The following is a 21274-nucleotide window of genomic DNA, read 5'->3' as shown; positions in this document are numbered from 1 at the left end:
GCCCACTATAGTGAAGTGATGATGGCAAAGAGGTCACACCCGTTCCCATACCGAACACGGAAGTTAAGCTCTTTAGCGCCGATGGTAGTTGGGGGCTTCCCCCTGTGAGAGTAGGACGTCGCTTCGCACATGCAAAACCCACTGAGAAATCAGTGGGTTTTTTGTTTTGTTTAAAAACTTTTATTATATATTATTCCAATGCTGGCAGTAACAATTGTAGTTCTTCAAGAAAAGTTGGTTGAGTGTGTAGTAAAGGGCAATTACAACGACTAACAGCAAAAGATGTATTAATAGTTGAACGTTTGGAAAACAAAAACCTGGAAGCAGTGGCGTGTACAGTTGTTAAGGATAGTGATGAAAGTAGTAATTCAATTATCAATTTATAAGAAACCAATATCGGATTTATTATTAGCTAACAAATCAGTGTTAGCTAGTTTTTCATTTCTAATGCCAATGGTGGTCTGAAAGGTGGATGCGTCTTATAATAGAAGGACGATGAAAATGAGGTGAACATGGTGAACAATGATCGACCAATCGTTCAAGCATTAGAAAAGTTTGTTGGGGATGATCCACAATCTTTTCATGTGCCTGGGCATAAAAATGGGTTGCTTTCGAATTTGCCAAATGAAATTAAACAGGCATTAAAATATGATGTAACCGAACTGACTGGGCTGGATGATTTCCATCATCCAGAAGAAGCCATTCAACAGGCAGAGCAGCTCCTCGCATCTACATATGGGGCAGGTCGGAGTTTCTTTTTAGTGAATGGCTCAACAGTTGGAAACTTGGCAATGATCTATGCAACATGTGAAAAAGGAGATACAGTACTTGTTCAAAGAAATGCACATAAATCTATTTTTCATGCATTGGAACTTGTAGGAATAAATCCTGTATATGTTTCACCAAAGTGGGATATAAAAAGTCAGACAGCAAGTTGTATCGATTTGGAGACATTAGAGCAAGCGATAGAAAGCTATCCCCATGCGAAAGCGGCTATTTTTACGTATCCGACTTATTACGGGGTGACAGCAAATGATTTAGCGGAACAAATTGAATTGTGCCACGCATATAAGATTCCAGTTTTAGTTGATGAGGCACATGGTGCACATTTAACCGTATCGGAGGAGCTGCCTCCTTCAGCATTGGAGCTAGGTGCAGATATTGTTGTACAGTCAGCTCATAAAACATTACCCGCTATGACAATGGCTTCCTTTTTACATATGAAATCATCGTTAGTAAGCGAGCAGAAAGTAAACCGCTATTTACGTATGTTACAATCGAGTAGTCCATCGTATTTATTATTAGCTTCCCTTGACGATGCAAGAAGTTATGTGACGAACTATACGGAAACTGATTATGCATATTTTATAGAGAAACGCCAGCAATTTATTGAGTCTTTGACAATGGCAACGGACTTACAGGTTGTTGAAGTGAATGATTCATTAAAACTATTAGTCCGTGCTCCAGGTTATACAGGATTTCAATTAAAAGAAGCACTGGAAAAATTACATGTATATGTAGAGTTGGCAGATGCAAAGCAAGTGCTTTTAATTTTACCGTTATTAAAGCAGGAGGACTCTTATTCAACTACGGAGGATTTATGTAACCGTATGAAAGAGGCATATACACATTTAAAAAACTTCCCATGCATTGAAAATACAAATGAAATCGAAAGCTTCGAATCGATAACGATTACACAACCTGAGTATAGCTTTGAGGAAATAGAAAAGGCAGAGAAAGAATGGATTCCTTACATGCAAGCTGTTGGACGAATTTGTGCTACAACAATTATTCCGTATCCGCCTGGAATTCCATTACTTGTACAAGGTGAAAAAATTACGGGAGCGCAAATTAGTCAGTTGGAGGGGCTACTCGCTATCGGGGCACTGTTCCAAGGAGATCACCGATTACAGGAGAAATTAATACAAGTCATAATATAGATGCAGGGAGAATATAAAAATGCAAAGGAATTTATTTATTACGTTTGAAGGCGGGGAAGGTGCCGGAAAAACGAGTGTATTAAAAGCAATTGGTGAGCGTTTAAAAGAAAAACAGATTGAGGCATTACTTACACGTGAGCCGGGCGGGATTGAAATCGCCGAGAAAATTCGTGCGGTTATTTTAGACCCGGCCCATACAGAAATGCATGAGCGGACAGAGGCATTATTATATGCAGCAGCACGGGCACAGCATTTCTATGAAAAGATTACACCAGCATTGGAAGAAGGAAAGCATGTATTATGCGATCGGTTTATTGACTCGTCATTGGCATATCAGGGCTATGCACGAGAAATCGGAGTCAATGATGTACTTGCTATCAATGAATTTGCGATAGGAAAGCGACTTCCGGATGTAACGGTTTTCTTTAATATTGCACCTGAAAAAGGATTAGCCCGCATTCATGCGACGCGCAGTGGTGAAATTAACCGATTAGATTCTGAAGGATTGGCATTTCATAAAAAAGTATATGAAGGGTACGAGGAAGCAATGAGACGATACCCTGAGCGCTTTAAAATGGTGAATGCCGACCAGCCTATCGAAATGGTGATAGAAGAGGTATGGGGGATTTTAAATCCGTTATTAGGGTAAAAGTAAATGAAGTGTACCTTTTATTTATGATATAATAGAGGAACCAATTCAATGAAGGGGTGAGTACGGATGAAGTTAGTAGTAGCAGTAGTGCAAGATCAAGATAGCAACCGCTTATCGAATGCATTAACAAAAAACAACTATCGTGCGACAAAGTTAGCGAGTACAGGTGGGTTTTTACGATCGGGGAATACGACATTTTTAATAGGTACGGATGATTCTTTAATTCCAAAGTTATTAGATATTATTCGTGAGAACTGTCGATCACGTGAGCAAATGGTTGCTCCTGTATCGCCAATGGGGGGTAACGCAGATTCTTACATCCCGTACCCTGTTGAAGTTGAAGTTGGAGGAGCGATTGTATTTGTATTACCAATCGAACAATTCCATCATTTTTAATTTCTTTCAACAGACTGAAAGAAATTGAAGCCCCTGTCGGTATTGGTAAATTTGCGCAGCCATCATTATTGCGTTTATAAAGCCGAGTTCGGTAGTAAGTATAGTGGGGCGTTATTTCTTGGAGGCGAATGGTAATGAAGATTAATCAAGATCTCCGAACAAATTTAAATGCGAATCGCAATGATTTGCGTCCGGCAAATCAAAACGGCAATCGCTTTGGTGACATGATTGTAAAGCAAGAGTCCAAAATGCAGTCAGAGCAGCTCACAAGATTAATGGGTGATATTTCTACAGCGGGTGACCGAGTAGCAAGATCACGGAATCTACGTGAATTAGCACGCTTTAAAATGCTTGTGAAACGTTTTTTACAGGAAGCAGTAGATTATGGGCTTGAGACAAAGCAATCACATACATGGAACCGTTTTGGAGAAGGACGCCGCTTAAAAATTGTTGAAACAATTGATGAGCGTCTTGTCGAATTGGCAGAAGATATTTTAAATGAAGAAAAAGAGTCTATTGATTTATTGGCGAAAATTGGCGAGATTAAGGGACTTTTAATAAATCTGTATATGTAAAAAATGCCCGTGTCTTTGTTGTGCACTAGACACGGGCATTTTTCCAAGCAGAATATATATTGTTTGAATTGTACATAGGGGCATTCAAATAAATAGAAGCAGGAAATGAAAAAGGTGAGGGAATTGACACGAACTATTGAAGAGCTTACGAAGCTGCAACCTGTAGTGATGAAGCAACTACAAACAATTGTAGATAAAAATCGTTTAGCACATGCCTATATATTTGAAGGTGAAAAAGGTACGGGTAAACGAGATGTCGTCTCTTTTTTTATGAAACTTCTTCTTTGCGGAAATTTGTCAGAAAATGTTCCATGTGAAACATGTCGAAATTGCAGACGAGTCGATTCGGGAAATCATCCGAATATTTGGCAAGTAGAGCCTGAAGGACAATTTATTAAAATTGATCAAATAAGAGATTTAGTTGCTGAAATGAAGATGACAGGTGTTGAAGAAGGCAAAAAGATTTATGTGCTTCATCATGCAGATAAATTAAATATTGCGTCTGCTAATATGCTTTTAAAGTTTTTAGAAGAGCCGGACGGACAGGTCGTAGCGATTTTATTAACTGAGCAAATCCAATCTATCATTCCGACGATTCGTTCGCGTTGTCAGCATATTAAATTTGCTAAAGCGCCCCGTACGACGCTGATGGATCAGCTGGTAGAACAGGGAATTACAAATTCAATGGCATCGACAACAAGCATGGTGACAAATGATGTTGAAACAGCTATTGCACTTGCAAATGATGAGCAATTTGTACTTGCACGAAAAACAGTGTTAAAATTAGTAGAGATTGTTCATCAAAATGTTCATGAAGCACTATTATATATTCATGAAGAATGGCTTCCACTCTTCAAAGAAAAAGAAGATATGGAGCTAGCACTGGATTTGTTGCTGTTTGCGTACCGTGATATTGTAGCGATTAAAGCGAACCAGCAAGCAAAGTGCACGTATCCCGATATGTATCAACGATTTAATGAATTGGCACTCGTGTTGACATATGAAAAGCTGTCACGCCAAATGCAGTCTATTTTGCAGGCCCGCACAAATTTAAATCGTAATATGAATCGTACGTTATTGATGGAACAGCTTATGCTGAATCTTCAGGAGGGGTATACATTTGTATAATGTAGTCGGAGTTCGCTTTAAAAAAGCGGGTAAAATATATTATTTTGATCCAGCCGCTTATATTTTGGAAGTTGGCGAATATGTAATCGTAGAAACTGCACGGGGAATTGAATATGGCAAAGTCGTAGTACCAATGCGACAAGTCGGGGAGAATGACGTTGTTTTACCATTAAAACAAGTAGTTCGACCAGCCGATGAACGTGATCGTTTCCAGGTAGAAGAAAATACTATTGAGTCAAAACGTGCCTTTGAATTAGCGAATACGAAAATTGTTGAGCATTCGTTGGATATGAAGCTCGTTGACGTTGAATATACATTTGATCGCAATAAAATTATTTTTTATTTTACAGCAGAAGGACGTGTAGATTTCCGGGAATTAGTAAAGGATTTAGCTAGTGTATTCCGTACTCGAATCGAACTACGTCAAATTGGTGTTCGCGATGAAGCGAAGCTGCTTGGCGGAATTGGGCCATGTGGAAGAATGCTTTGCTGTTCGACATTTTTAGGTGATTTTGAGCCTGTGTCGATTAAAATGGCAAAGGACCAAAATTTATCGCTGAATCCGACAAAAATCTCCGGATTATGTGGACGTTTAATGTGTTGTCTAAAATACGAAAATGATGATTATGAAATTGCAAAAGAAGGTATGCCAGACATCGGTGATTTATCAATGACACCAGAAGGCGAAGGCAAAGTCGTCGGATTAAATGTATTAGAGCGACTCATCCAAGTATATTTGACGAAGCAGGAGCGTATGGTTGAATATACGCTTGAAGAGCTTATGCAATATGAGAAAAATCTGATATAGATAGAATTAATGGGGTGGCTTGAGTGAAGGACCGTAATTTTTTGGATACTGTTATGGAGTTCGAACAACAGCTTGAATCAATGCAACAGCAATTTAGCGCACTTAAGCAATTTGTTGCGCATATGATGGAGGAGCATCAGACGCTTCAAACAGAAAACCTTCACCTACGTACGCGCTTAGAAGAACTATTAGCGAATGAAGCAACTGCAAGTAAAAGAGTAGAAGAGCTAAAAAAAGAACCAGTAGATATTGGCGAAGGGTACGATAATTTAGCAAGGCTTTATAATGAAGGTTTCCATGTATGTCACGTGCATTTTGGAAGCTCACGTAAAGGTGAAGATTGTTTGTTCTGTCTATCATTTTTAAATAAACAAAATGGTTAAAAACAAAAGGCTGAATCTGCTAAAGTAGATATCAGTCTTTTGTTTAGAAAAGGCTGATTAAAATAGCAGTTAAGTGGAGGATTTAATAGTGGAACAATGGTTGAAGGATGATGAGCGATTAGATTATTTACTGGCGGAAGATTTACGAATTATTCAAAGCCCATCCGTCTTTTCGTTCTCATTGGATGCAGTATTACTGGCGCGATTTGTACAAGTCCCGAAAAATAAAGGACATATTATTGATTTATGTTCAGGCAATGGGGTAATCCCACTCTTTTTGAGTGCGCGGACAAATGCAAAAATTACTGGTGTAGAATTACAGCCGCGGTTGCATGATATGGCAACACGCAGTATTGCATACAATAACTTGGCACAACAGATCGACATGCAGCTCGGTGATGTAAAAGATGCACCTGGAACACTAGGTATTGAAAAATATGATGTTGTGACATGTAATCCTCCTTATTTTTTGGCACATGAGTTGAGCGAAAAAAATACGAGCGAGCATTATGCAATTGCTAGGCATGAGCTGTATTTAACGCTTGATGAGGCAATCATAGCAACAAGCCGTCTGTTAAAACAAGGCGGAAAGGCGGCCTTTGTACACAGACCAGGCAGACTTTTGGATATTGTTAGTGCAATGCGAGCGAATCGGCTGGAGCCAAAGCGCATACAGTTTGTTTATCCAAAACGGGGGAAAGAAGCGAATACATTACTGATTGAAGCAATTAAAGACGGCAAGCCGGACTTAAAAGTATTGCCACCATTGTACGTATATGAGGATAATAATGAGTATACGCCAGAAGTGAGGGCACTTTTATATGGAGAAGGAAACTAAACATTACTTTTATGTGCTAGAGTGTAGTGATGCTACACTATATGCAGGCTATACGAATAATTTAGAGAAGCGAATTGCAACACATAATGCAGGTAAAGGGGCAAAATATACACGAGCACGCGGGCCAGTAACGTGTATTTATTATGAAACATTTGAAACAAAACAGCAGGCAATGTCTGCTGAATATGCATTTAAACAATTAAAGCGACCCCAAAAAATAAAGTATATAAGGAGTGCTGCAGATGAACTCACAAAAAAGTAGCCAGCATGAACAAGGGAGCTGTCTATACTTAGTAGCGACACCAATCGGCAATCTAGAAGACATGACGATGCGTGCATTGCGTATTTTAAAAGAAGTCGATATTATTGCTGCAGAAGATACACGTAATACGAAAAAGCTATGTAATTATTTCGATATTCAAACACCGCTTATTAGTTATCATGAGCATAATATTGAAGTAGGTGGCGAGAAACTGCTTGGCTATTTGCAAGAAGGAAAATCCATTGCATTAGTAAGTGATGCAGGTTTACCTTGTATTTCGGATCCTGGGGCTGATATTGTCGTAAAAGCAATTGCAGAAGGATTTGCTGTCGTACCAATCCCTGGAGCCAATGCCGCTTTAACTGCTCTAATTGCATCCGGTCTTTCTCCACAGCCGTTTTATTTCTTCGGCTTTTTAAAACGAAGCAAAAAGGAACGCAGAGAACAGCTGGAAAAATTGTCGAAGCGAGAAGAGACGCTGATCTTTTATGAAGCACCACATCGTTTGAAGGAAACATTGAAAGACTTACAGCTCGTATTAGGTAACCGCAAAATTACACTGGCACGGGAATTAACGAAGAAATTTGAAGAGTTTTTGCGGGGTACAATAGAAGAAGCGATCATTTGGGCAAGTGAAAATGAAATTCGCGGTGAATTTTGTATCGTGCTGGAAGGCAATACTTCAGGTGAAATCGACGATGAAGAAGAAGCTTACTGGACAACCATGTCATTGGATGAGCATGTTACTTATATAATAGAAGAAACTCAAATATCTTCAAAAGAAGCCATTAAAGAAGTAGCCAAATTACGAAACATACCAAAACGTGATGTTTACCAGGCGTACCATCAATAAAAAAGCGTTGAAAAGTCAACATACTTTTCAACGCTTTTCATATTTGGTAAAATAATACTTTACTTTACATAAACTAGTGAACGCTTAACCGCTTCATTTGTTTAAATAAGTGATATTATTTTTTTAAGTTTTCTTGAATTTCTTTCACTAATGCTTCTGCACCTTCAGAAGACAAGATTAATTTACCGCCTACTAAACGCATGTTTTCATCAGAAACTTCACCAGTTACTGCACATGTCATGTTAGGCATGTATTTTTTTAAGATGATTTTGTCGTCATCCACATAGATTTCTAAAGCGTCTTTTTCAGCAATACCTAATGTACGGCGTAATTCGATTGGAATTACTACACGTCCTAATTCGTCTACTTTACGTACGATACCTGTTGATTTCATATTAATATTTCCTCCTAATATAAGAAAAGTTATTTAAATTCGTCAAAATTCGACATTCATCCTGATCTAGTTAAAATCATAACAATTAATACCATATACGTCAATAATTTAGCATTCAAATTTCCTTCGTTTAGGAAACTTTTTTGTCATATTTGTACTTTTTAAGGAAATTATAAAAAATATTTACCATAGAATATTTAGAATAGTCGAAAAGATTTAAGTAATTGCCAAGATTTAGTTTCGATTATTCGACAAAACTCAATTCCAATAAACTTTCATTGAAACAATTTTCGTACTTCGTTAGAATAAGACTTATACTTAACAAACAAATGGAGGCACTTTCGTGAGTGAACAACAAACATTCTATATAACAACCCCAATTTATTACCCGAGTGGAAAGTTCCATATCGGTACTGCATATACGACAGTTGCATCTGATGCAATAGCGCGATATAAGCGTCTAAAAGGATTTGATGTCCGTTTTTTAACAGGCATGGATGAGCACGGACAAAAAATTCAGGAAAAAGCACAAGAAGCTAATATGCATCCGCAAGATTATGTAAATGAAATTGCAGAAGGCGCCAAGAAATTATGGAATACTATGGATATTTCCTATAATGACTTTATTCAAACCACTGAATCACGTCATAAAGATTCTGTAGAGAAAATTTTCCAGAAGTTCTTAGACAACGGTGACATTTATAAAGGCGAGTATGAAGGACTTTATTGTGTGCCTTGTGAGTCTTATTATACTGAGACACAATTAGTCGATGGAAAGTGCCCGGATTGTGGGCGAGATGTGCAAAAAGTGAAGGAAGAGTCATATTTCTTTAATATGAAGAAATACTCAGACCGCTTGCTTGCTTATTATGAAAATAATTTAGAGTTTATCGAGCCGGAATCTCGCAAAAATGAAATGATCAATAACTTCATTAAACCAGGTCTGGAAGATTTATCTGTTTCCCGTACATCATTCGACTGGGGAATAAAAGTACCAGGGAATCCGAAACATGTTATTTACGTATGGGTAGATGCATTATCGAACTATATTACTTCTTTAGGATATGGTTCTGACAATGAAGAACTATTCAATAAGTATTGGCCGGCAGATGTCCATGTAGTAGGGAAGGATATTGTTCGTTTCCATACAATTTATTGGCCGATTTTCTTAATGGCATTGGACTTACCATTACCAAAGAAAATTTTTGCACACGGTTTCATTATGATGAAAGACGGAAAAATGTCGAAATCTAAAGGTAATGTTGTGTATCCGGAAATGTTAATCGAACGATACGGTTTGGATGCAACACGTTATTTCCTATTGCGTGAGCTGCCATTTGGTCAAGATGGCGTATTTTCACCTGAATCATTCGTCGAGCGGACAAATTTCGATTTGGCAAACGATTTAGGAAACCTTTTAAACAGAACAGTTTCCATGATGAACAAGTATTTCGATGGGGTAATTCCTACTGAAAACTTGGAAGCGACACAATTTGATGCAGCATTAAAAGAACATGCTGAGAATGTACGTGTTAGATATGAAGAAAGTATGGAAAAAATGCAGTTTAGTGTCGTACTTTCTGAATTATGGTCATTAGTTTCACGTACGAATAAATATATCGATGAAACATCTCCTTGGGTACTGGCAAAAGAGGAAGCCGATAAAAATAAACTTGCTGCTGTTATGAATAATTTGGCAGAAAGCTTACGTCATATTGCAGTTATGATTCAGCCATTCATGACAAATGCGCCCAAACAAATTATCGATCAATTAGGTCTTGATGAAAAATTATTACAATGGGACACAATTGAAACATTCGGTAATGTTATTCCGAAAAACATAAAAGTGGCTGAAAAAGGAACACCGATCTTCCCGCGTCTTGATACAGAAGTGGAAGTAGCTTACATTCGTGAACAAATGCAAAGCTCTGTAAAAACAGTACAGGAAGAAGAAACGACAACTGTTGAAGCACCGGATACAGAAGAAATTACAATTGATGATTTCATGAAAGTAGATTTACGTGTTGCGACAGTATTGGCATGTGAACCAGTAGCAAAAGCCAAGAAATTATTAAAGCTGCAGGTTGATTTAGGTTATGAACAACGTCAAGTGGTATCAGGGATTGCCGAGCACTATAAACCGGAAGAACTTATCGGTAAAAGGGTAATTGTCGTTGCTAATTTAAAACCTGTTACATTACGCGGCGAATTATCTCAAGGAATGATTTTAGCAGGCTCACATGAGGGAGTTTTAACATTGGCTACTGTTGATCCCAAATTAGCAAATGGTGCACAAGTGAAGTAATTTGAAAAAAGTCTGTTGGAACCGAAAAGTTCAGCAGACTTTTTCATTACATTACAAATAGTATAAAAAACTATTTAAATATAATTTATATATGGTTGAAAAAGGATGTTTAGTGGTTTTTTGGCACTTCATCACCCAATTTTTAGCGATTATACAATAATAAATATGTATTTTGTAACCTATATGTAATAATACTGAAAACTAAGAAATATGATCTATGAGTACAATACACGATAGGAGAAATGAATATGAGCACATTTATAGATACACATGTCCATTTAAACGCAGATCAGTATGATGAAGATTTACAGGAAGTAATTGACCGTGCTATTGAAGCCAACGTAGAAAAGATGGTTGTCATCGGCTTTGACAAAAAAACGATAGAGCGTGCGATGCGACTAGTAGAGGATTACGATTTTATTTATGCAGTGATTGGTTGGCATCCGGTAGATGCAGTTGATTGTACAGACGAGTATTTAAACTGGATTGAAGAACTGGCAAAGCATCCTAAAGTTGTCGGAATCGGTGAGACAGGACTGGATTATTACTGGGATAAATCTCCGAAAGATGTTCAACAGTATTGGTTCCGTAAGCAGATCCAATTGGCAAAAAAACTCGAATTACCAATTATCATTCATAATCGCGATGCAACAGGCGATGTTGTGCGGATTCTACAAGAGGAGGACGCAGCAGCTGTTGGCGGGATTATGCATTGTTTTGGCGGTAGTGTTGAAACAGCTCGCGAATGCATAAACATGAATTTCATGATTAGTCTAGGAGGACCGGTAACATTTAAAAATGCACGTCAGCCAAAAGAAGTCGCGGCAGAAATTCCGCTGGAGCATTTGCTAATTGAAACAGATGCGCCTTATTTAGCTCCACATCCATTTCGTGGAAAACGAAATGAGCCGGCATTCGTTACATTGGTGGCAGAGGAGATTGCTCGTCTGAAAGAATTGCCTGTGGAAGAAGTTGCTAATAAAACAACGGAAAATGCAAAGCGCTTTTTTAAAATTTAATGCTAAATACATCAAAATAACGGTAGAAATTAATTACGGATTTTTACGTTAGGATTGTTTTTCAAAGTGCAAAAGGTTCTTGATGATAAGACGCCTCCAATACTAGTTGCAGTACGAGTTCAAGCAAAATGCCCAATTTTTGATAAATTCTTTTTTATTGACAGTAAGAAAACTAGTACGTATAATCCAACTTTGTATTAAGGAGGCGTTATTTTCATGTCAAATCAATCCATGAAAAGCCAGTTCTTAGGATCATTGAGGAGTAAGCAAACAGGGGTCCGAATTCTTTCTGTAGTCCTGTTTGTATCTGTAATTGCATTTGTTCTATACCACGGAACTAAAACTCCCGTTACGTTAACAGCTGACGGTGAGACCACAAAAATTTATACACACGCAACTACGGTTGATGAGCTATTGACAGCTCAAAATATAGATTATACAACATATGATAAAGTATCACCCTCACTGAGTACCAGTATTGATAGTGGAATGTCAATAGAATGGGAACAGGCAAAAGAAGTAGTAATTTCAGTTGATGGAAATCAGTCTAAAGTTTGGACAACTGAAAATGTAGTGAAGAACATTTTGGAAGAAGCAAATATTGAAGTAACAGAGCATGATCTTGTATCACAAAGCTTAGATACAGAAGTAGGAGCCGATAACAAAATCGATATTCAAAAAGCGTTTCAGTTAACGCTTGTCGATGGCAAAAAAGAGAGACAAGTATGGTCCACTTCGACTACGGTCGCTAACTTTTTAAAACAACAAGAGGTTCAATTAGGTGAATCGGATCGTGTCGAGAGAGGTTTGGAGGAAGTTATCGCTCCAAATGATAAAATCGCAGTTGTTCGCGTAGAAAAGGTTACCGATGTAGTGGAAGAATCAGTAGATTTCGCAATTGAAAAGAAAAATGATTCTTCTTTATTAAAGGGCAAAGAAAAGGTTGTTTCAGAAGGTGAAAAAGGTAAGGTAGAACGTACATACTCTATTGTTAAAGAGAATGGTAAAGTCGTTTCGAAAAAACTTGCTTCTGAAAAAGTAGTTAAAAAACCAAAAACAAAAGTTGTATCTGTAGGGACAAAAGTTGTCACTGCAAATGTTTCCCGATCTAGTGAACCAAGTTCAGGGAAAGAGTTTTATGTAACAGCAACAGCATATACACCAAATTGTGCAGGCTGCTCAGGTATTTCGGCAGCAGGTCTTAACCTGCGCGCAAATCCGGATATGAAGGTCATTGCAGTAGACCCTAAAATTATTCCATTAGGAACAAAAGTATGGGTTGAAGGCTACGGGAATGCTGTAGCTGCTGATACAGGCGGTGCAATAAAAGGTAAAAAAATCGATGTCTTAGTACCGACAACGTCCAAAGCAAAAAACTGGGGGCGCAAAAAGGTACGTATTAAAGTACTGAACTAAATTTTATTGCCATTCATTAAATTCCCTTTATACTGAAAGAGTAGCGGCAAGTACAGAAAACATTCACCTTTTTAGTTGGGTGATGAATGCTTGTTTTGTTCGTTTCAGCTGTGTTTCAAACGCTCGCTGAATGAAGAGGAGCTCCTTGGTGGATGTCATAGAACTTTTTAAAGGGACCCAGCCTTCATTTGTCATATGTTGTGGCAACGGCTGACTTACCCACATTATGTATGCCTAAAAAAACCTGGATGCAATTACACCGAGGTGTAATTGATTATTCAGTTGTATGATATTAAATCAACATTCCAAAATGTATATTGGCTTTCTCGCTTTTTGACTGATGGCGAGGGAGCTTTTTTCATTGAAGTTAGCACAGCGGTAACAAAGTGCAATCTATGGTAAAATAGCGAAAGACTAAGTTAGAAATGAGGAACGTTTCTTGGATATACAAGAGATTATTGTTGTTGAAGGAAAAGACGATACAACAGCGATTAAGCGTGCGACAGGAGCAGATACTATAGAAACAAACGGTTCTGCAATTTCAGATGAAGTCCTGCGCCGTATTGAGCATGCCCAGAAAAAAAGAGGCGTCATTGTATTTACGGACCCTGATTACCCTGGCCGCCGTATTCGCGCGATTATAGAAGAGCGGATACCAGGTGTGAAGCATGCGTTTTTAGCAAAGGCGAAAACAATTGCCAAAAACGGCAAAGGTTTAGGGATTGAACACGCAAACGATGAGGATATCCGTGAAGCATTAAGCAATGTGTATACATTGGCAGATTCTCAAATTGAGGAAAGAATTACACTGGAAGATTTAATGATAGCCAAACTGATAGGACACCCGCAATCAAAAAAACGTCGGGATCAGTTAGGGGAAATTTTAAATATAGGAATGACAAATGGTAAACAGCTTCATAAACGATTGATGATGTTTCAAATAACAATCGAGCAGTTTGCAGAAGCAATTTCGCAATTAGATCAGGAGGATACGCATGCATAAAGACATTGCTACACCGGTACGTACAAAAGAAATTTTAGAAAAATACGGATTTTCATTTAAAAAGAGTTTAGGGCAAAACTTTTTAATCGACCCGAATATTTTACGTAATATCGTCAGTCACGCTAATTTAACGGAAAATAGTGGAGCGATTGAAGTTGGACCTGGGATTGGTGCATTGACAGAGCATTTAGCCCGCGAGGCAAAAAAAGTCGTATCGTTTGAAATTGATCAAAGGCTTTTACCTGTACTCGAGGATACATTAAGCCCTTATGACAATGTAAAAATAGTCCATTCGGATATTTTAAAGGCCGATGTTGCACAAGTAATCGAAGAAGAAATGCCAGGTATTGATGATATTATGGTCGTGGCTAATTTACCTTACTATGTGACAACACCAATCTTAATGAAGCTTTTAAATGATCGTTTACCGATTCGCGGCTTTGTCGTGATGATGCAGAAGGAAGTAGCGGATCGTATTACCGCAAAACCGGGTACGAAGGCATATGGCTCCTTATCAATTGCAATTCAGTATTACGTAACAGCGGAAATCGCGATGGTTGTGCCAAAAACGGTATTTATGCCACAGCCCAATGTAGATTCGGCAGTAATCCGTTTAATTAAACATGAAAATCCTCCAGTGAAAGTAATTGACGAGGACTTCTTATTTGAAGTATCCCGTGCTTCGTTTGCACAACGTCGTAAAACAATTTTAAATAATTTACAAAATGGACTTGTTAATGGTAAGCAAAATAAAGAGCTTATCCTTCAAGCATTAGAAGAAGCCGGAATTGAACCATCACGTCGTGGTGAAACATTGTCAATCCAAGAATTTGGAAAATTAGCGGACTGCTTATATCCTAACTTTTGTGTAAGACAATAAAGTGAATTTCACATTAAAAAATTTTAAGAAATCTTAAGAAAAAAGTTGACGACTTTGTATCACGGTGATAAAATATTATATTTTATTGACATTTTAATTACATCATGGTATACTGTTTTATAGTGAGGTGTATGCAAAAATGCCAAAAACGTTAGCAGACATTAAAAAATCATTGGATAGTCATTTGGGTAAACGTTTGCAATTAAAAGCAAATGGTGGTCGCAAGAAAACAATTGAATGTGAAGGCGTCTTAAGTGACACTTACCATGCAGTGTTCGTTATTGAACTAAAGCAGGAAGATAATGCGTGCAAGCGCGTGTCTTACAGTTACACAGATATACTTACCGAAGCAGTAGAGATTACTTTTTTAGATGATGCTGTAGCTACCATCAAATAGTTTTTCTAGTACTTATTTTAATATTTTTAAAAAAGCGCTCATTTAAAGTGAGTGTTTTTTTCTTTTTTGCACATGCTAAAAGCGTCAACGAAAAGGAGGTTTTTTGCATGGCAAGACAAAAAATCATGTCGAGTCGTCTAAAGGAAGAGATTGCAAAAGAACTTGGATTTTACGACGTAGTTCAACGTGAGGGTTGGGGCGGTATTAAAGCCCGTGATGCAGGAAACATGGTAAGACGCGCGGTTGAAATGGCTCAGGAAAACTTAGCTAAACAATCGCAGAACAACCAAAAATAAGTTGACACAAAGATGGCACCATCGTAGGTTCTCGCTTACGGTGGTGTTATTTTGATTGCAGGAAAGCGATTTTCTTAATACTTGAATGTCTTACTACTGAATTGTCTGGCATGCATTTTTTTACGATAATTTGCGAAGAAAAGTGAATGTTTTCGTGCATAATACAAGGCTTCCGTATGGTAAAATAGGGGCAATAGAATTTTAATCGCGTATTACATATTATGCGTGCCTTATACAGTAGGAGGAATTTTCAATGTTATACGTAAAAGCACCCGCAAAAATTAACTTAACACTTGATGTGCTTTATAAACGTCCGGATCATTATCATGAAGTGGAAATGATTATGACAACGGTCGATTTGGCCGATCGAATTGGACTGGAATCACGAGCAGACGGTCAAATTAAAATTATTTCGACAGATAATTTTGTCCCGGATGATCAGCGGAATTTTGCTTACCAGGCAGCAGAGCTTTTAAAAAATACATACGGTATTAAAGAAGGCGTAACCATTTCAATTGAGAAGCAAATTCCTATAGCTGCGGGTCTAGCGGGTGGAAGCAGCGATGCAGCGGCTACATTGCGCGGTTTAAATGAGCTTTGGGATTTAAATTTAACGTTGGACGAGCTTGCGGAGCATGGAGCGGAAATCGGTTCTGACGTATCATTCTGCGTCTATGGCGGTACAGCTTTGGCAACAGGGCGCGGGGAAAAGATTAAAGAACTATCCGCACCTCCAACTTGCTGGGTCGTTTTGGCCAAGCCGAAAATTGGCGTATCGACAGCGGATGTATACGGTGGACTGAATATTGAAGGACTACAGCATCCAAACACGAAAGAAATGATTAAGGCAATTGAAACGGATGATTATGAGCTAATGTGCCATTCACTTGGAAATGTTTTGGAAACTGTAACATTTGAGCTTCATCCTGAAGTTATAACAATTAAAGAACAAATGCAGCGCTTTGGTGCCGATGCGGTACTAATGAGCGGCAGTGGTCCGACAGTATTTGGGCTAGTGGAAAATGAAGCACGTGTCAGCCGTATTTATAATGGATTACGTGGTTTTTGTGAGGAAGTTTATGTAGTACGTATGTTGGGGGAACGAAATCCACTTGCATAAATACGTATAATTATGGTAATTTGACTATTAAATATTCGTATTTTATTAATTAATGTTTAGGAGAGGGTCGCATGAAATGGAAGCGCAGTGAACGCCTTGTGGATATGACTTATTATCTACTTGAGCATCCACATCAGTTGATCCCGCTAACTTATTTTTCTGAGCTTTACAGTTCTGCAAAGTCTTCAATCAGTGAAGATTTAACAATTGTAAAGGAAACATTCGAAGAAAAAGGAATTGGGCTTTTAATTACCGTACCTGGTGCAGCGGGCGGTGTTAAATATATCCCTAAAATGGCGGAACAAGAAGTTCGTGATATAATTGGGGAATTTATGGGGGAACTTTGTCAATCCGATCGATTATTACCTGGTGGCTATTTATTTATGACGGACCTTTTAGGAAATCCGGAATTGATGAATCGCGTTGGTAAAGTATTTGCGAGCGTATTTGCAGATCGTCAAATTGATGTCATTATGACCGTAGCGACAAAGGGAATTTCAATTGCACATGCGATTGCAAGACATTTAAATGTCCCGGTTGTTGTTGTACGTCGTGACAGCAAAGTGACTGAAGGTTCAACGGTGAGTATTAATTATGTATCAGGATCATCTCGTCGTATTCAAACGATGGTTTTATCAAAACGTAGTATGAAAAGTGGGCAGCGTGTATTAATTACCGACGATTTCATGAAAGTCGGAGGCACGATGAATGGTATGAAGAACTTACTGGAAGAATTCGAATGTGAGTTGGCAGGTATCGCTGTATTAGTAGAAGCACAGCATGCTGATGTTACATTAGTAGATGATTACTATTCTTTAGTAAAACTACAGGAAGTAAGTGAGAAAGATCGCACAATTGCATTAAGTGAAGGTAATTTTTTTCAAAAGGAGAGAAATTAAAATGAAAACAGTTTCAACAACAAATGCACCAGCAGCAATCGGTCCATATGCACAAGGTATTGTAGTAAATAACATGTTTTATTCTTCTGGCCAAATTCCACTGACAGCTTCAGGGGAACTTGTAGAAGGGGATATCGAAGTACAGACAAACCAAGTATTCGAAAACTTAAAAGCTGTTTTAGCAGCAGCCGGTTCTTCTTTAAACCAAGTTGTTAAAACAACAGTATTTATGAAAGATATGAATGATTTCGCTATAATGAATGAAGTGTATGCTAGTCATTTTGGTGAGCACAAGCCAGCTCGTTCGGCAGTAGAAGTTGCACGTTTACCAAAAGATGTAAAAGTTGAAATTGAAGTAATTGCCTTAGTAAAATAATAATTTCTTAGTTCTAATTTTGAATAAACTTGTTTATAGCTTAAATCCACGGCTTTCTAATTATAGAAAAGACGTGGATTTTTTTTACTAAAAAAATATTTTGACTCTATTTACAGCAGTTATTAAGAAAAATCTCATAAATAAGTAGAATATTTAGTTTATTTTAATAATTATAAAAATTGTAGATAGAAAAAAATTACATTATATTGTATTCTATTGATAAATGATGTATTTTTAGAAATTTACTGGATGATAGAAGGATTATATTCTTTCATCCCGAATACTAAAGATTACGCATCAAACTACAGGGGGTATAAATAATGGAAGTAACTGACGTAAGACTACGACGTGTTCAAACAGAAGGACGTATGCGTGCAATTGCCTCAATTACGCTAGATGATGAATTTGTCATCCATGATATTCGTGTAATTGATGGAAATACTGGTTTATTTGTAGCTATGCCTAGCAAAAGAACACCAGATGGCGAATTCCGCGATATTGCACATCCGATTAATTCGAATACGCGCAATAAAATTCAAGAAATCGTTTTGGAAGCTTTCCATGCATCTGCTGAGGAAAATACAGAGGAAACCTTGGAGCTTGAAGAAGTGAATGTTTAATATTAATTAGGGTCACTCATATGAGGGGGCTCTTTTTTTTATGAATTATTTTCTACGCAGAAATGTTCTATAACAGAAAAGTAAAAAGAACAATAAGGTCGAAAATATACTGATTATTTACTTTTTAACGTAAAATTTTGCTGAATTAGTACACAAAAGAAAATGTGTCAAACTATTATAGATATTTTAAATTCAAACATTTGTCAAGTCTGAATACCTTGAAAAGATTATGAAATTGCTTTATAGTCATAAGAGAAAAAGAGCTAAAATGGAGGACTTGTAATATGACGAATATTTTTGCGGTCGTGCTAGCGGCTGGTCAAGGTACACGAATGAAGTCCAAATTATATAAAGTGCTTCACCCAGTATGCGGAAAGCCAATGGTGGAACATGTAATCGATCATATCAGTTCATTAAATGTTGAGCGTGTCGTAACTGTTGTAGGACATGGTGCAGAGCTGGTAAAAGAAACACTTGGAAATAAGAGTGAGTATGTTTTACAAGAAGAACAACTAGGTACAGCGCATGCAGTTCAGCAAGCTGAGCCGATTTTAAGCGGTCTTAGCGGAACTACACTTGTCGTATGTGGTGATACTCCTTTAATTCGCCCTGAAACAATGCAGGCACTGCTTGATCAACATGTATCTCAAAATGCAAAAGCAACTATTTTGACAGCGGTTACAGATGACCCGACTGGCTATGGTCGTATTTTACGTAACGAACATGGACAAGTGTCGCAAATTGTTGAACAAAAAGATGCTACATCTGAACAGCAGCTTGTGAAAGAAATTAATACAGGCACATACTGCTTTGATAATGAAGCATTGTTTGAAGCACTTAAGCTCGTTAAAAATGAAAATGCACAAGGTGAATTCTATTTACCGGATGTTATTGAAATTTTACAAAAGCAAGGTGAAACAGTTGCAGCATATGTAACAGAAAACTTTGATGAAACGCTAGGCGTAAATGACCGCTTTGCACTGTCTCAAGCAGAGGAGCTTATGCGTGCACGTATTAACGAACGTCATATGCGCAACGGTGTAACGATTATTAATCCGATTTCTACACATATTAGTGCAGACGCAGTAATCGGAAGTGATACGGTTCTTTTACCTGGAGTGATCATTGAAGGAAAAACGGTTATTGGTGAAGATTGTAAAATTGGTCCGAATAGTCATATTGTGGACAGTCAAATTGGTAGTGCAACAACGATTCATAGTTCAGTTGTGCTAAACAGCCAAGTCGGCAACGAAACAGCAGTAGGTCCGTTTGCACATTTACGTCCGGAATCTTCATTAGGAAACCATGTGAAAATTGGTAATTTCGTTGAAGTGAAGAAGAGTACGTTAGGTGATGATACGAAAGTGTCTCATTTAAGCTATATTGGCGATGCAGAAGTCGGCAGTAACGTAAATATTGGCTGCGGTTCAATTACTGTTAACTATGACGGTAAAAACAAATATAAAACAACTATTGAAGACGATGTATTCATTGGATGTAATTCGAACTTAGTTGCTCCGGTAACATTGAAAAAAGGTTCTTTCATTGCTGCAGGATCAACAATTACTAAAGAAGTTCCGGAAGATGCATTGGCGATTGCACGTGCTCGTCAGGAAAATAAATTAGGCTATGTGAGTAAATTAAATTCAAAATAAAATTAACTAAAATACAGGAGGCCATCATGCCGTATCAATACGCTGACTCAAAATTAAAAATCTTCTCATTAAATTCTAACAATCCACTTGCCAAAGAGATTGCCGATGAAATGGGTCTAGAACTAGGGAAATCATCTGTTAAACACTTCAGTGATGGAGAAGTCCAAATTAGCATTGAAGAAAGTATTCGAGGAATGGATGTATTTATCGTTCAATCTACTTCTGCACCTGTTAACGAGCATTTAATGGAACTTTTAATTATGATTGATGCTGTTAAACGTGCTTCTGCTCGTACAGTAAACGTTGTTATGCCTTACTATGGCTATGCACGTCAAGACCGTAAAGCAAAAGCGCGTGAACCAATCACTGCTAAATTAGTAGCAAACTTACTTGAAACTGCCGGTGCAACTCGTGTAATTGTATTGGATCTACACGCACCTCAAATTCAAGGTTTCTTTGATATTTTAATCGACCATTTAGTGGCTGTACCGCTACTTGCCGAACATTTCGGAACAAAAGGATTTAATGAAGAGGAATTAGTTATTGTTTCTCCAGACCATGGTGGTGTAACACGTGCGCGTAAATTGGCAGAGCGCTTAAAAGCTCCGATTGCTATTATTGATAAGCGTCGTCCAAAACCAAACGTGGCAGAAGTAATGAACATTGTTGGTAATGTAGATGGTAAAGTATGTATTTTAATCGATGATATTATCGATACGGCCGGTACGATTACGATTGGTGCAGAGGCATTAATTAAGAGCGGTGCTAAAGAAGTTTACGCATGTTGTTCACACCCTGTATTATCAGGTCCAGCAATTGAGCGTATTGAAAATTCTCCAATTAAAGAATTAGTTGTAACAAACACAATTCAATTATCTGAAGAAAAACTTTCTCCAAAAATTCAGCAATTATCAGTTGCGAAATTAATGGCAGATGCAATCTCTCGTATTTATGAAAATAAATCTGTTAGTACGTTATTCGACTAATCAATAGCAAAACAGCTTGGGAATTTTATTTCCTAGGCTGTTTTTTTATTTCATAGTAGCTTTATATGCAAAT

General features: G+C 37.7%; 24 protein-coding genes and 1 rRNA gene. 24 read left to right on the top strand and 1 reads right to left on the bottom strand.

Going from position 1 to position 21274, the window contains the following annotated elements; genetic code table 11:
* Positions 1-11: 11 nt before the first annotated feature.
* The 11 genes from rrf (at position 12) to rsmI (ending at position 7835) form a co-directional block, all read left to right on the top strand.
* Positions 12-127: ribosomal RNA gene (gene rrf / locus M3166_RS18250) — 5S ribosomal RNA — on the top strand.
* Between the two features lie 385 nt (positions 128-512).
* Positions 513-1940: an aminotransferase class I/II-fold pyridoxal phosphate-dependent enzyme gene (locus tag M3166_RS18245; RefSeq protein ID WP_251691579.1), complete on the top strand. Its 1428-nt coding sequence runs from the start codon at positions 513-515 to the stop codon at positions 1938-1940.
* Positions 1941-1959: 19 nt separating this feature from the next.
* Positions 1960-2589, top strand: a complete 630-nt coding sequence (tmk, locus tag M3166_RS18240; protein ID WP_251691577.1) for a dTMP kinase — start codon at positions 1960-1962, stop codon at positions 2587-2589.
* A 69-nt stretch (positions 2590-2658) separates the two neighbouring features.
* A complete protein-coding gene (locus M3166_RS18235) occupies positions 2659-2988 on the top strand; it encodes a cyclic-di-AMP receptor (RefSeq protein ID WP_079523149.1) in 330 nt (109 codons plus the stop codon).
* A 134-nt stretch (positions 2989-3122) separates the two neighbouring features.
* Positions 3123-3563 carry a YaaR family protein gene (locus M3166_RS18230; protein ID WP_251691575.1) on the top strand — a complete coding sequence of 147 codons (441 nt, stop codon included), beginning with the start codon at positions 3123-3125 and terminating at the stop codon, positions 3561-3563.
* Between the two features lie 105 nt (positions 3564-3668).
* The gene (gene holB / locus M3166_RS18225; RefSeq protein WP_427714233.1) at positions 3669-4691 is read left to right on the top strand and encodes a DNA polymerase III subunit delta'; all 1023 of its coding nucleotides are present in this window, start codon (positions 3669-3671) and stop codon (positions 4689-4691) included.
* The gene (locus tag M3166_RS18220) at positions 4684-5499 is read left to right on the top strand and encodes a PSP1 domain-containing protein (protein WP_008408311.1); all 816 of its coding nucleotides are present in this window, start codon (positions 4684-4686) and stop codon (positions 5497-5499) included. Before holB ends, M3166_RS18220 begins: the two co-directional genes overlap by 8 nt.
* 23 nt (positions 5500-5522) lie before the next feature.
* Positions 5523-5882, top strand: coding sequence for a DNA replication initiation control protein YabA (gene yabA, locus M3166_RS18215; protein ID WP_079523146.1), 360 nt, complete (start codon positions 5523-5525; stop codon positions 5880-5882).
* Between the two features lie 88 nt (positions 5883-5970).
* Complete coding sequence (locus M3166_RS18210) at positions 5971-6720, top strand: tRNA1(Val) (adenine(37)-N6)-methyltransferase (RefSeq protein WP_251691571.1); 750 nt, start codon at positions 5971-5973, stop codon at positions 6718-6720.
* The gene (locus M3166_RS18205; RefSeq protein WP_251691569.1) at positions 6704-6982 is read left to right on the top strand and encodes a GIY-YIG nuclease family protein; all 279 of its coding nucleotides are present in this window, start codon (positions 6704-6706) and stop codon (positions 6980-6982) included. Before M3166_RS18210 ends, M3166_RS18205 begins: the two co-directional genes overlap by 17 nt.
* Positions 6963-7835 (top strand): 16S rRNA (cytidine(1402)-2'-O)-methyltransferase, encoded by an 873-nt coding sequence (gene rsmI, locus M3166_RS18200; RefSeq protein WP_251691567.1) that lies wholly within the window; start codon positions 6963-6965, stop codon positions 7833-7835. The genes M3166_RS18205 and rsmI overlap by 20 nt, the downstream gene beginning before the upstream one ends.
* 115 nt (positions 7836-7950) lie before the next feature.
* Here the strand turns inward: rsmI and M3166_RS18195 are convergent, their stop codons facing one another.
* Positions 7951-8229, bottom strand: coding sequence for an AbrB/MazE/SpoVT family DNA-binding domain-containing protein (locus M3166_RS18195; RefSeq protein ID WP_285848974.1), 279 nt, complete (start codon positions 8227-8229; stop codon positions 7951-7953).
* 343 nt (positions 8230-8572) lie between these two features.
* Here M3166_RS18195 and metG point away from each other — a divergent pair, with 343 nt between their 5' ends.
* The 13 genes from metG to M3166_RS18130 all read left to right on the top strand — a co-directional run bounded on the left by metG (position 8573) and on the right by M3166_RS18130 (position 21201).
* Positions 8573-10534 (top strand): methionine--tRNA ligase, encoded by a 1962-nt coding sequence (gene metG, locus M3166_RS18190; protein ID WP_251691565.1) that lies wholly within the window; start codon positions 8573-8575, stop codon positions 10532-10534.
* A gap of 248 nt (positions 10535-10782) precedes the next feature.
* Positions 10783-11553, top strand: coding sequence for a TatD family hydrolase (locus M3166_RS18185; RefSeq protein WP_251691563.1), 771 nt, complete (start codon positions 10783-10785; stop codon positions 11551-11553).
* 216 nt (positions 11554-11769) lie between these two features.
* Complete coding sequence (locus M3166_RS18180; protein ID WP_251691561.1) at positions 11770-12969, top strand: G5 and 3D domain-containing protein; 1200 nt, start codon at positions 11770-11772, stop codon at positions 12967-12969.
* A 439-nt stretch (positions 12970-13408) separates the two neighbouring features.
* Positions 13409-13972 (top strand): ribonuclease M5, encoded by a 564-nt coding sequence (rnmV, locus tag M3166_RS18175; RefSeq protein WP_251691558.1) that lies wholly within the window; start codon positions 13409-13411, stop codon positions 13970-13972.
* Positions 13965-14852: a 16S rRNA (adenine(1518)-N(6)/adenine(1519)-N(6))-dimethyltransferase RsmA gene (gene rsmA / locus M3166_RS18170; protein ID WP_251691556.1), complete on the top strand. Its 888-nt coding sequence runs from the start codon at positions 13965-13967 to the stop codon at positions 14850-14852. The genes rnmV and rsmA overlap by 8 nt, the downstream gene beginning before the upstream one ends.
* Positions 14853-14991: 139 nt before the next feature.
* Complete coding sequence (gene veg / locus M3166_RS18165) at positions 14992-15249, top strand: biofilm formation stimulator Veg (RefSeq protein WP_008408296.1); 258 nt, start codon at positions 14992-14994, stop codon at positions 15247-15249.
* A 107-nt stretch (positions 15250-15356) separates the two neighbouring features.
* Positions 15357-15545 (top strand): small, acid-soluble spore protein, alpha/beta type, encoded by a 189-nt coding sequence (locus tag M3166_RS18160; RefSeq protein ID WP_008408295.1) that lies wholly within the window; start codon positions 15357-15359, stop codon positions 15543-15545.
* Between the two features lie 253 nt (positions 15546-15798).
* On the top strand, positions 15799-16665 hold the full coding sequence (ispE, locus tag M3166_RS18155) for a 4-(cytidine 5'-diphospho)-2-C-methyl-D-erythritol kinase (RefSeq protein WP_251691553.1): 867 nt from the start codon (positions 15799-15801) through the stop codon (positions 16663-16665).
* A gap of 71 nt (positions 16666-16736) precedes the next feature.
* Positions 16737-17564 (top strand): pur operon repressor, encoded by an 828-nt coding sequence (gene purR, locus M3166_RS18150; protein WP_251691551.1) that lies wholly within the window; start codon positions 16737-16739, stop codon positions 17562-17564.
* A 1-nt stretch (position 17565) separates the two neighbouring features.
* Entirely contained in the window at positions 17566-17940 is a 375-nt protein-coding gene (locus M3166_RS18145) for a RidA family protein (protein ID WP_251691549.1), read from the top strand.
* Between the two features lie 320 nt (positions 17941-18260).
* A complete protein-coding gene (spoVG, locus tag M3166_RS18140) occupies positions 18261-18560 on the top strand; it encodes a septation regulator SpoVG (RefSeq protein ID WP_008408289.1) in 300 nt (99 codons plus the stop codon).
* A 284-nt stretch (positions 18561-18844) separates the two neighbouring features.
* Complete coding sequence (gene glmU, locus M3166_RS18135) at positions 18845-20215, top strand: bifunctional UDP-N-acetylglucosamine diphosphorylase/glucosamine-1-phosphate N-acetyltransferase GlmU (RefSeq protein ID WP_251691547.1); 1371 nt, start codon at positions 18845-18847, stop codon at positions 20213-20215.
* 26 nt (positions 20216-20241) lie between these two features.
* Entirely contained in the window at positions 20242-21201 is a 960-nt protein-coding gene (locus M3166_RS18130; RefSeq protein ID WP_079523132.1) for a ribose-phosphate diphosphokinase, read from the top strand.
* Positions 21202-21274: the final 73 nt, after the last annotated feature.

Source organism: Solibacillus isronensis, from assembly GCF_023715405.1.
Lineage (GTDB): Bacteria > Bacillota > Bacilli > Bacillales_A > Planococcaceae > Solibacillus > Solibacillus isronensis_B.
This window is presented reverse-complemented; position numbering and strand designations above follow the sequence as displayed.

Bases quoted from the DNA above. Each gene is read 5' to 3' on its own strand.
- M3166_RS18245 (WP_251691579.1), top strand. From the start codon at position 513: ATGGTGAACAATGATCGACCAATCGTTCAAGCATTAGAAAAGTTTGTT.
- tmk (WP_251691577.1), top strand. From the start codon at position 1,960: ATGCAAAGGAATTTATTTATTACGTTTGAAGGCGGGGAAGGTGCCGGA.
- M3166_RS18235 (WP_079523149.1), top strand. From the start codon at position 2,659: ATGAAGTTAGTAGTAGCAGTAGTGCAAGATCAAGATAGCAACCGCTTA.
- M3166_RS18230 (WP_251691575.1), top strand. From the start codon at position 3,123: ATGAAGATTAATCAAGATCTCCGAACAAATTTAAATGCGAATCGCAAT.
- holB (WP_427714233.1), top strand. From the start codon at position 3,669: ATGAAAAAGGTGAGGGAATTGACACGAACTATTGAAGAGCTTACGAAG.
- M3166_RS18205 (WP_251691569.1), top strand. From the start codon at position 6,704: ATGGAGAAGGAAACTAAACATTACTTTTATGTGCTAGAGTGTAGTGAT.
- rsmI (WP_251691567.1), top strand. From the start codon at position 6,963: ATGAACTCACAAAAAAGTAGCCAGCATGAACAAGGGAGCTGTCTATAC.
- M3166_RS18195 (WP_285848974.1), bottom strand. From the start codon at position 8,229: ATGAAATCAACAGGTATCGTACGTAAAGTAGACGAATTAGGACGTGTA.
- M3166_RS18185 (WP_251691563.1), top strand. From the start codon at position 10,783: ATGAGCACATTTATAGATACACATGTCCATTTAAACGCAGATCAGTAT.
- M3166_RS18180 (WP_251691561.1), top strand. From the start codon at position 11,770: ATGTCAAATCAATCCATGAAAAGCCAGTTCTTAGGATCATTGAGGAGT.
- rsmA (WP_251691556.1), top strand. From the start codon at position 13,965: ATGCATAAAGACATTGCTACACCGGTACGTACAAAAGAAATTTTAGAA.
- veg (WP_008408296.1), top strand. From the start codon at position 14,992: ATGCCAAAAACGTTAGCAGACATTAAAAAATCATTGGATAGTCATTTG.
- M3166_RS18160 (WP_008408295.1), top strand. From the start codon at position 15,357: ATGGCAAGACAAAAAATCATGTCGAGTCGTCTAAAGGAAGAGATTGCA.
- ispE (WP_251691553.1), top strand. From the start codon at position 15,799: ATGTTATACGTAAAAGCACCCGCAAAAATTAACTTAACACTTGATGTG.
- purR (WP_251691551.1), top strand. From the start codon at position 16,737: ATGAAATGGAAGCGCAGTGAACGCCTTGTGGATATGACTTATTATCTA.
- M3166_RS18145 (WP_251691549.1), top strand. From the start codon at position 17,566: ATGAAAACAGTTTCAACAACAAATGCACCAGCAGCAATCGGTCCATAT.
- spoVG (WP_008408289.1), top strand. From the start codon at position 18,261: ATGGAAGTAACTGACGTAAGACTACGACGTGTTCAAACAGAAGGACGT.
- glmU (WP_251691547.1), top strand. From the start codon at position 18,845: ATGACGAATATTTTTGCGGTCGTGCTAGCGGCTGGTCAAGGTACACGA.
- M3166_RS18130 (WP_079523132.1), top strand. From the start codon at position 20,242: ATGCCGTATCAATACGCTGACTCAAAATTAAAAATCTTCTCATTAAAT.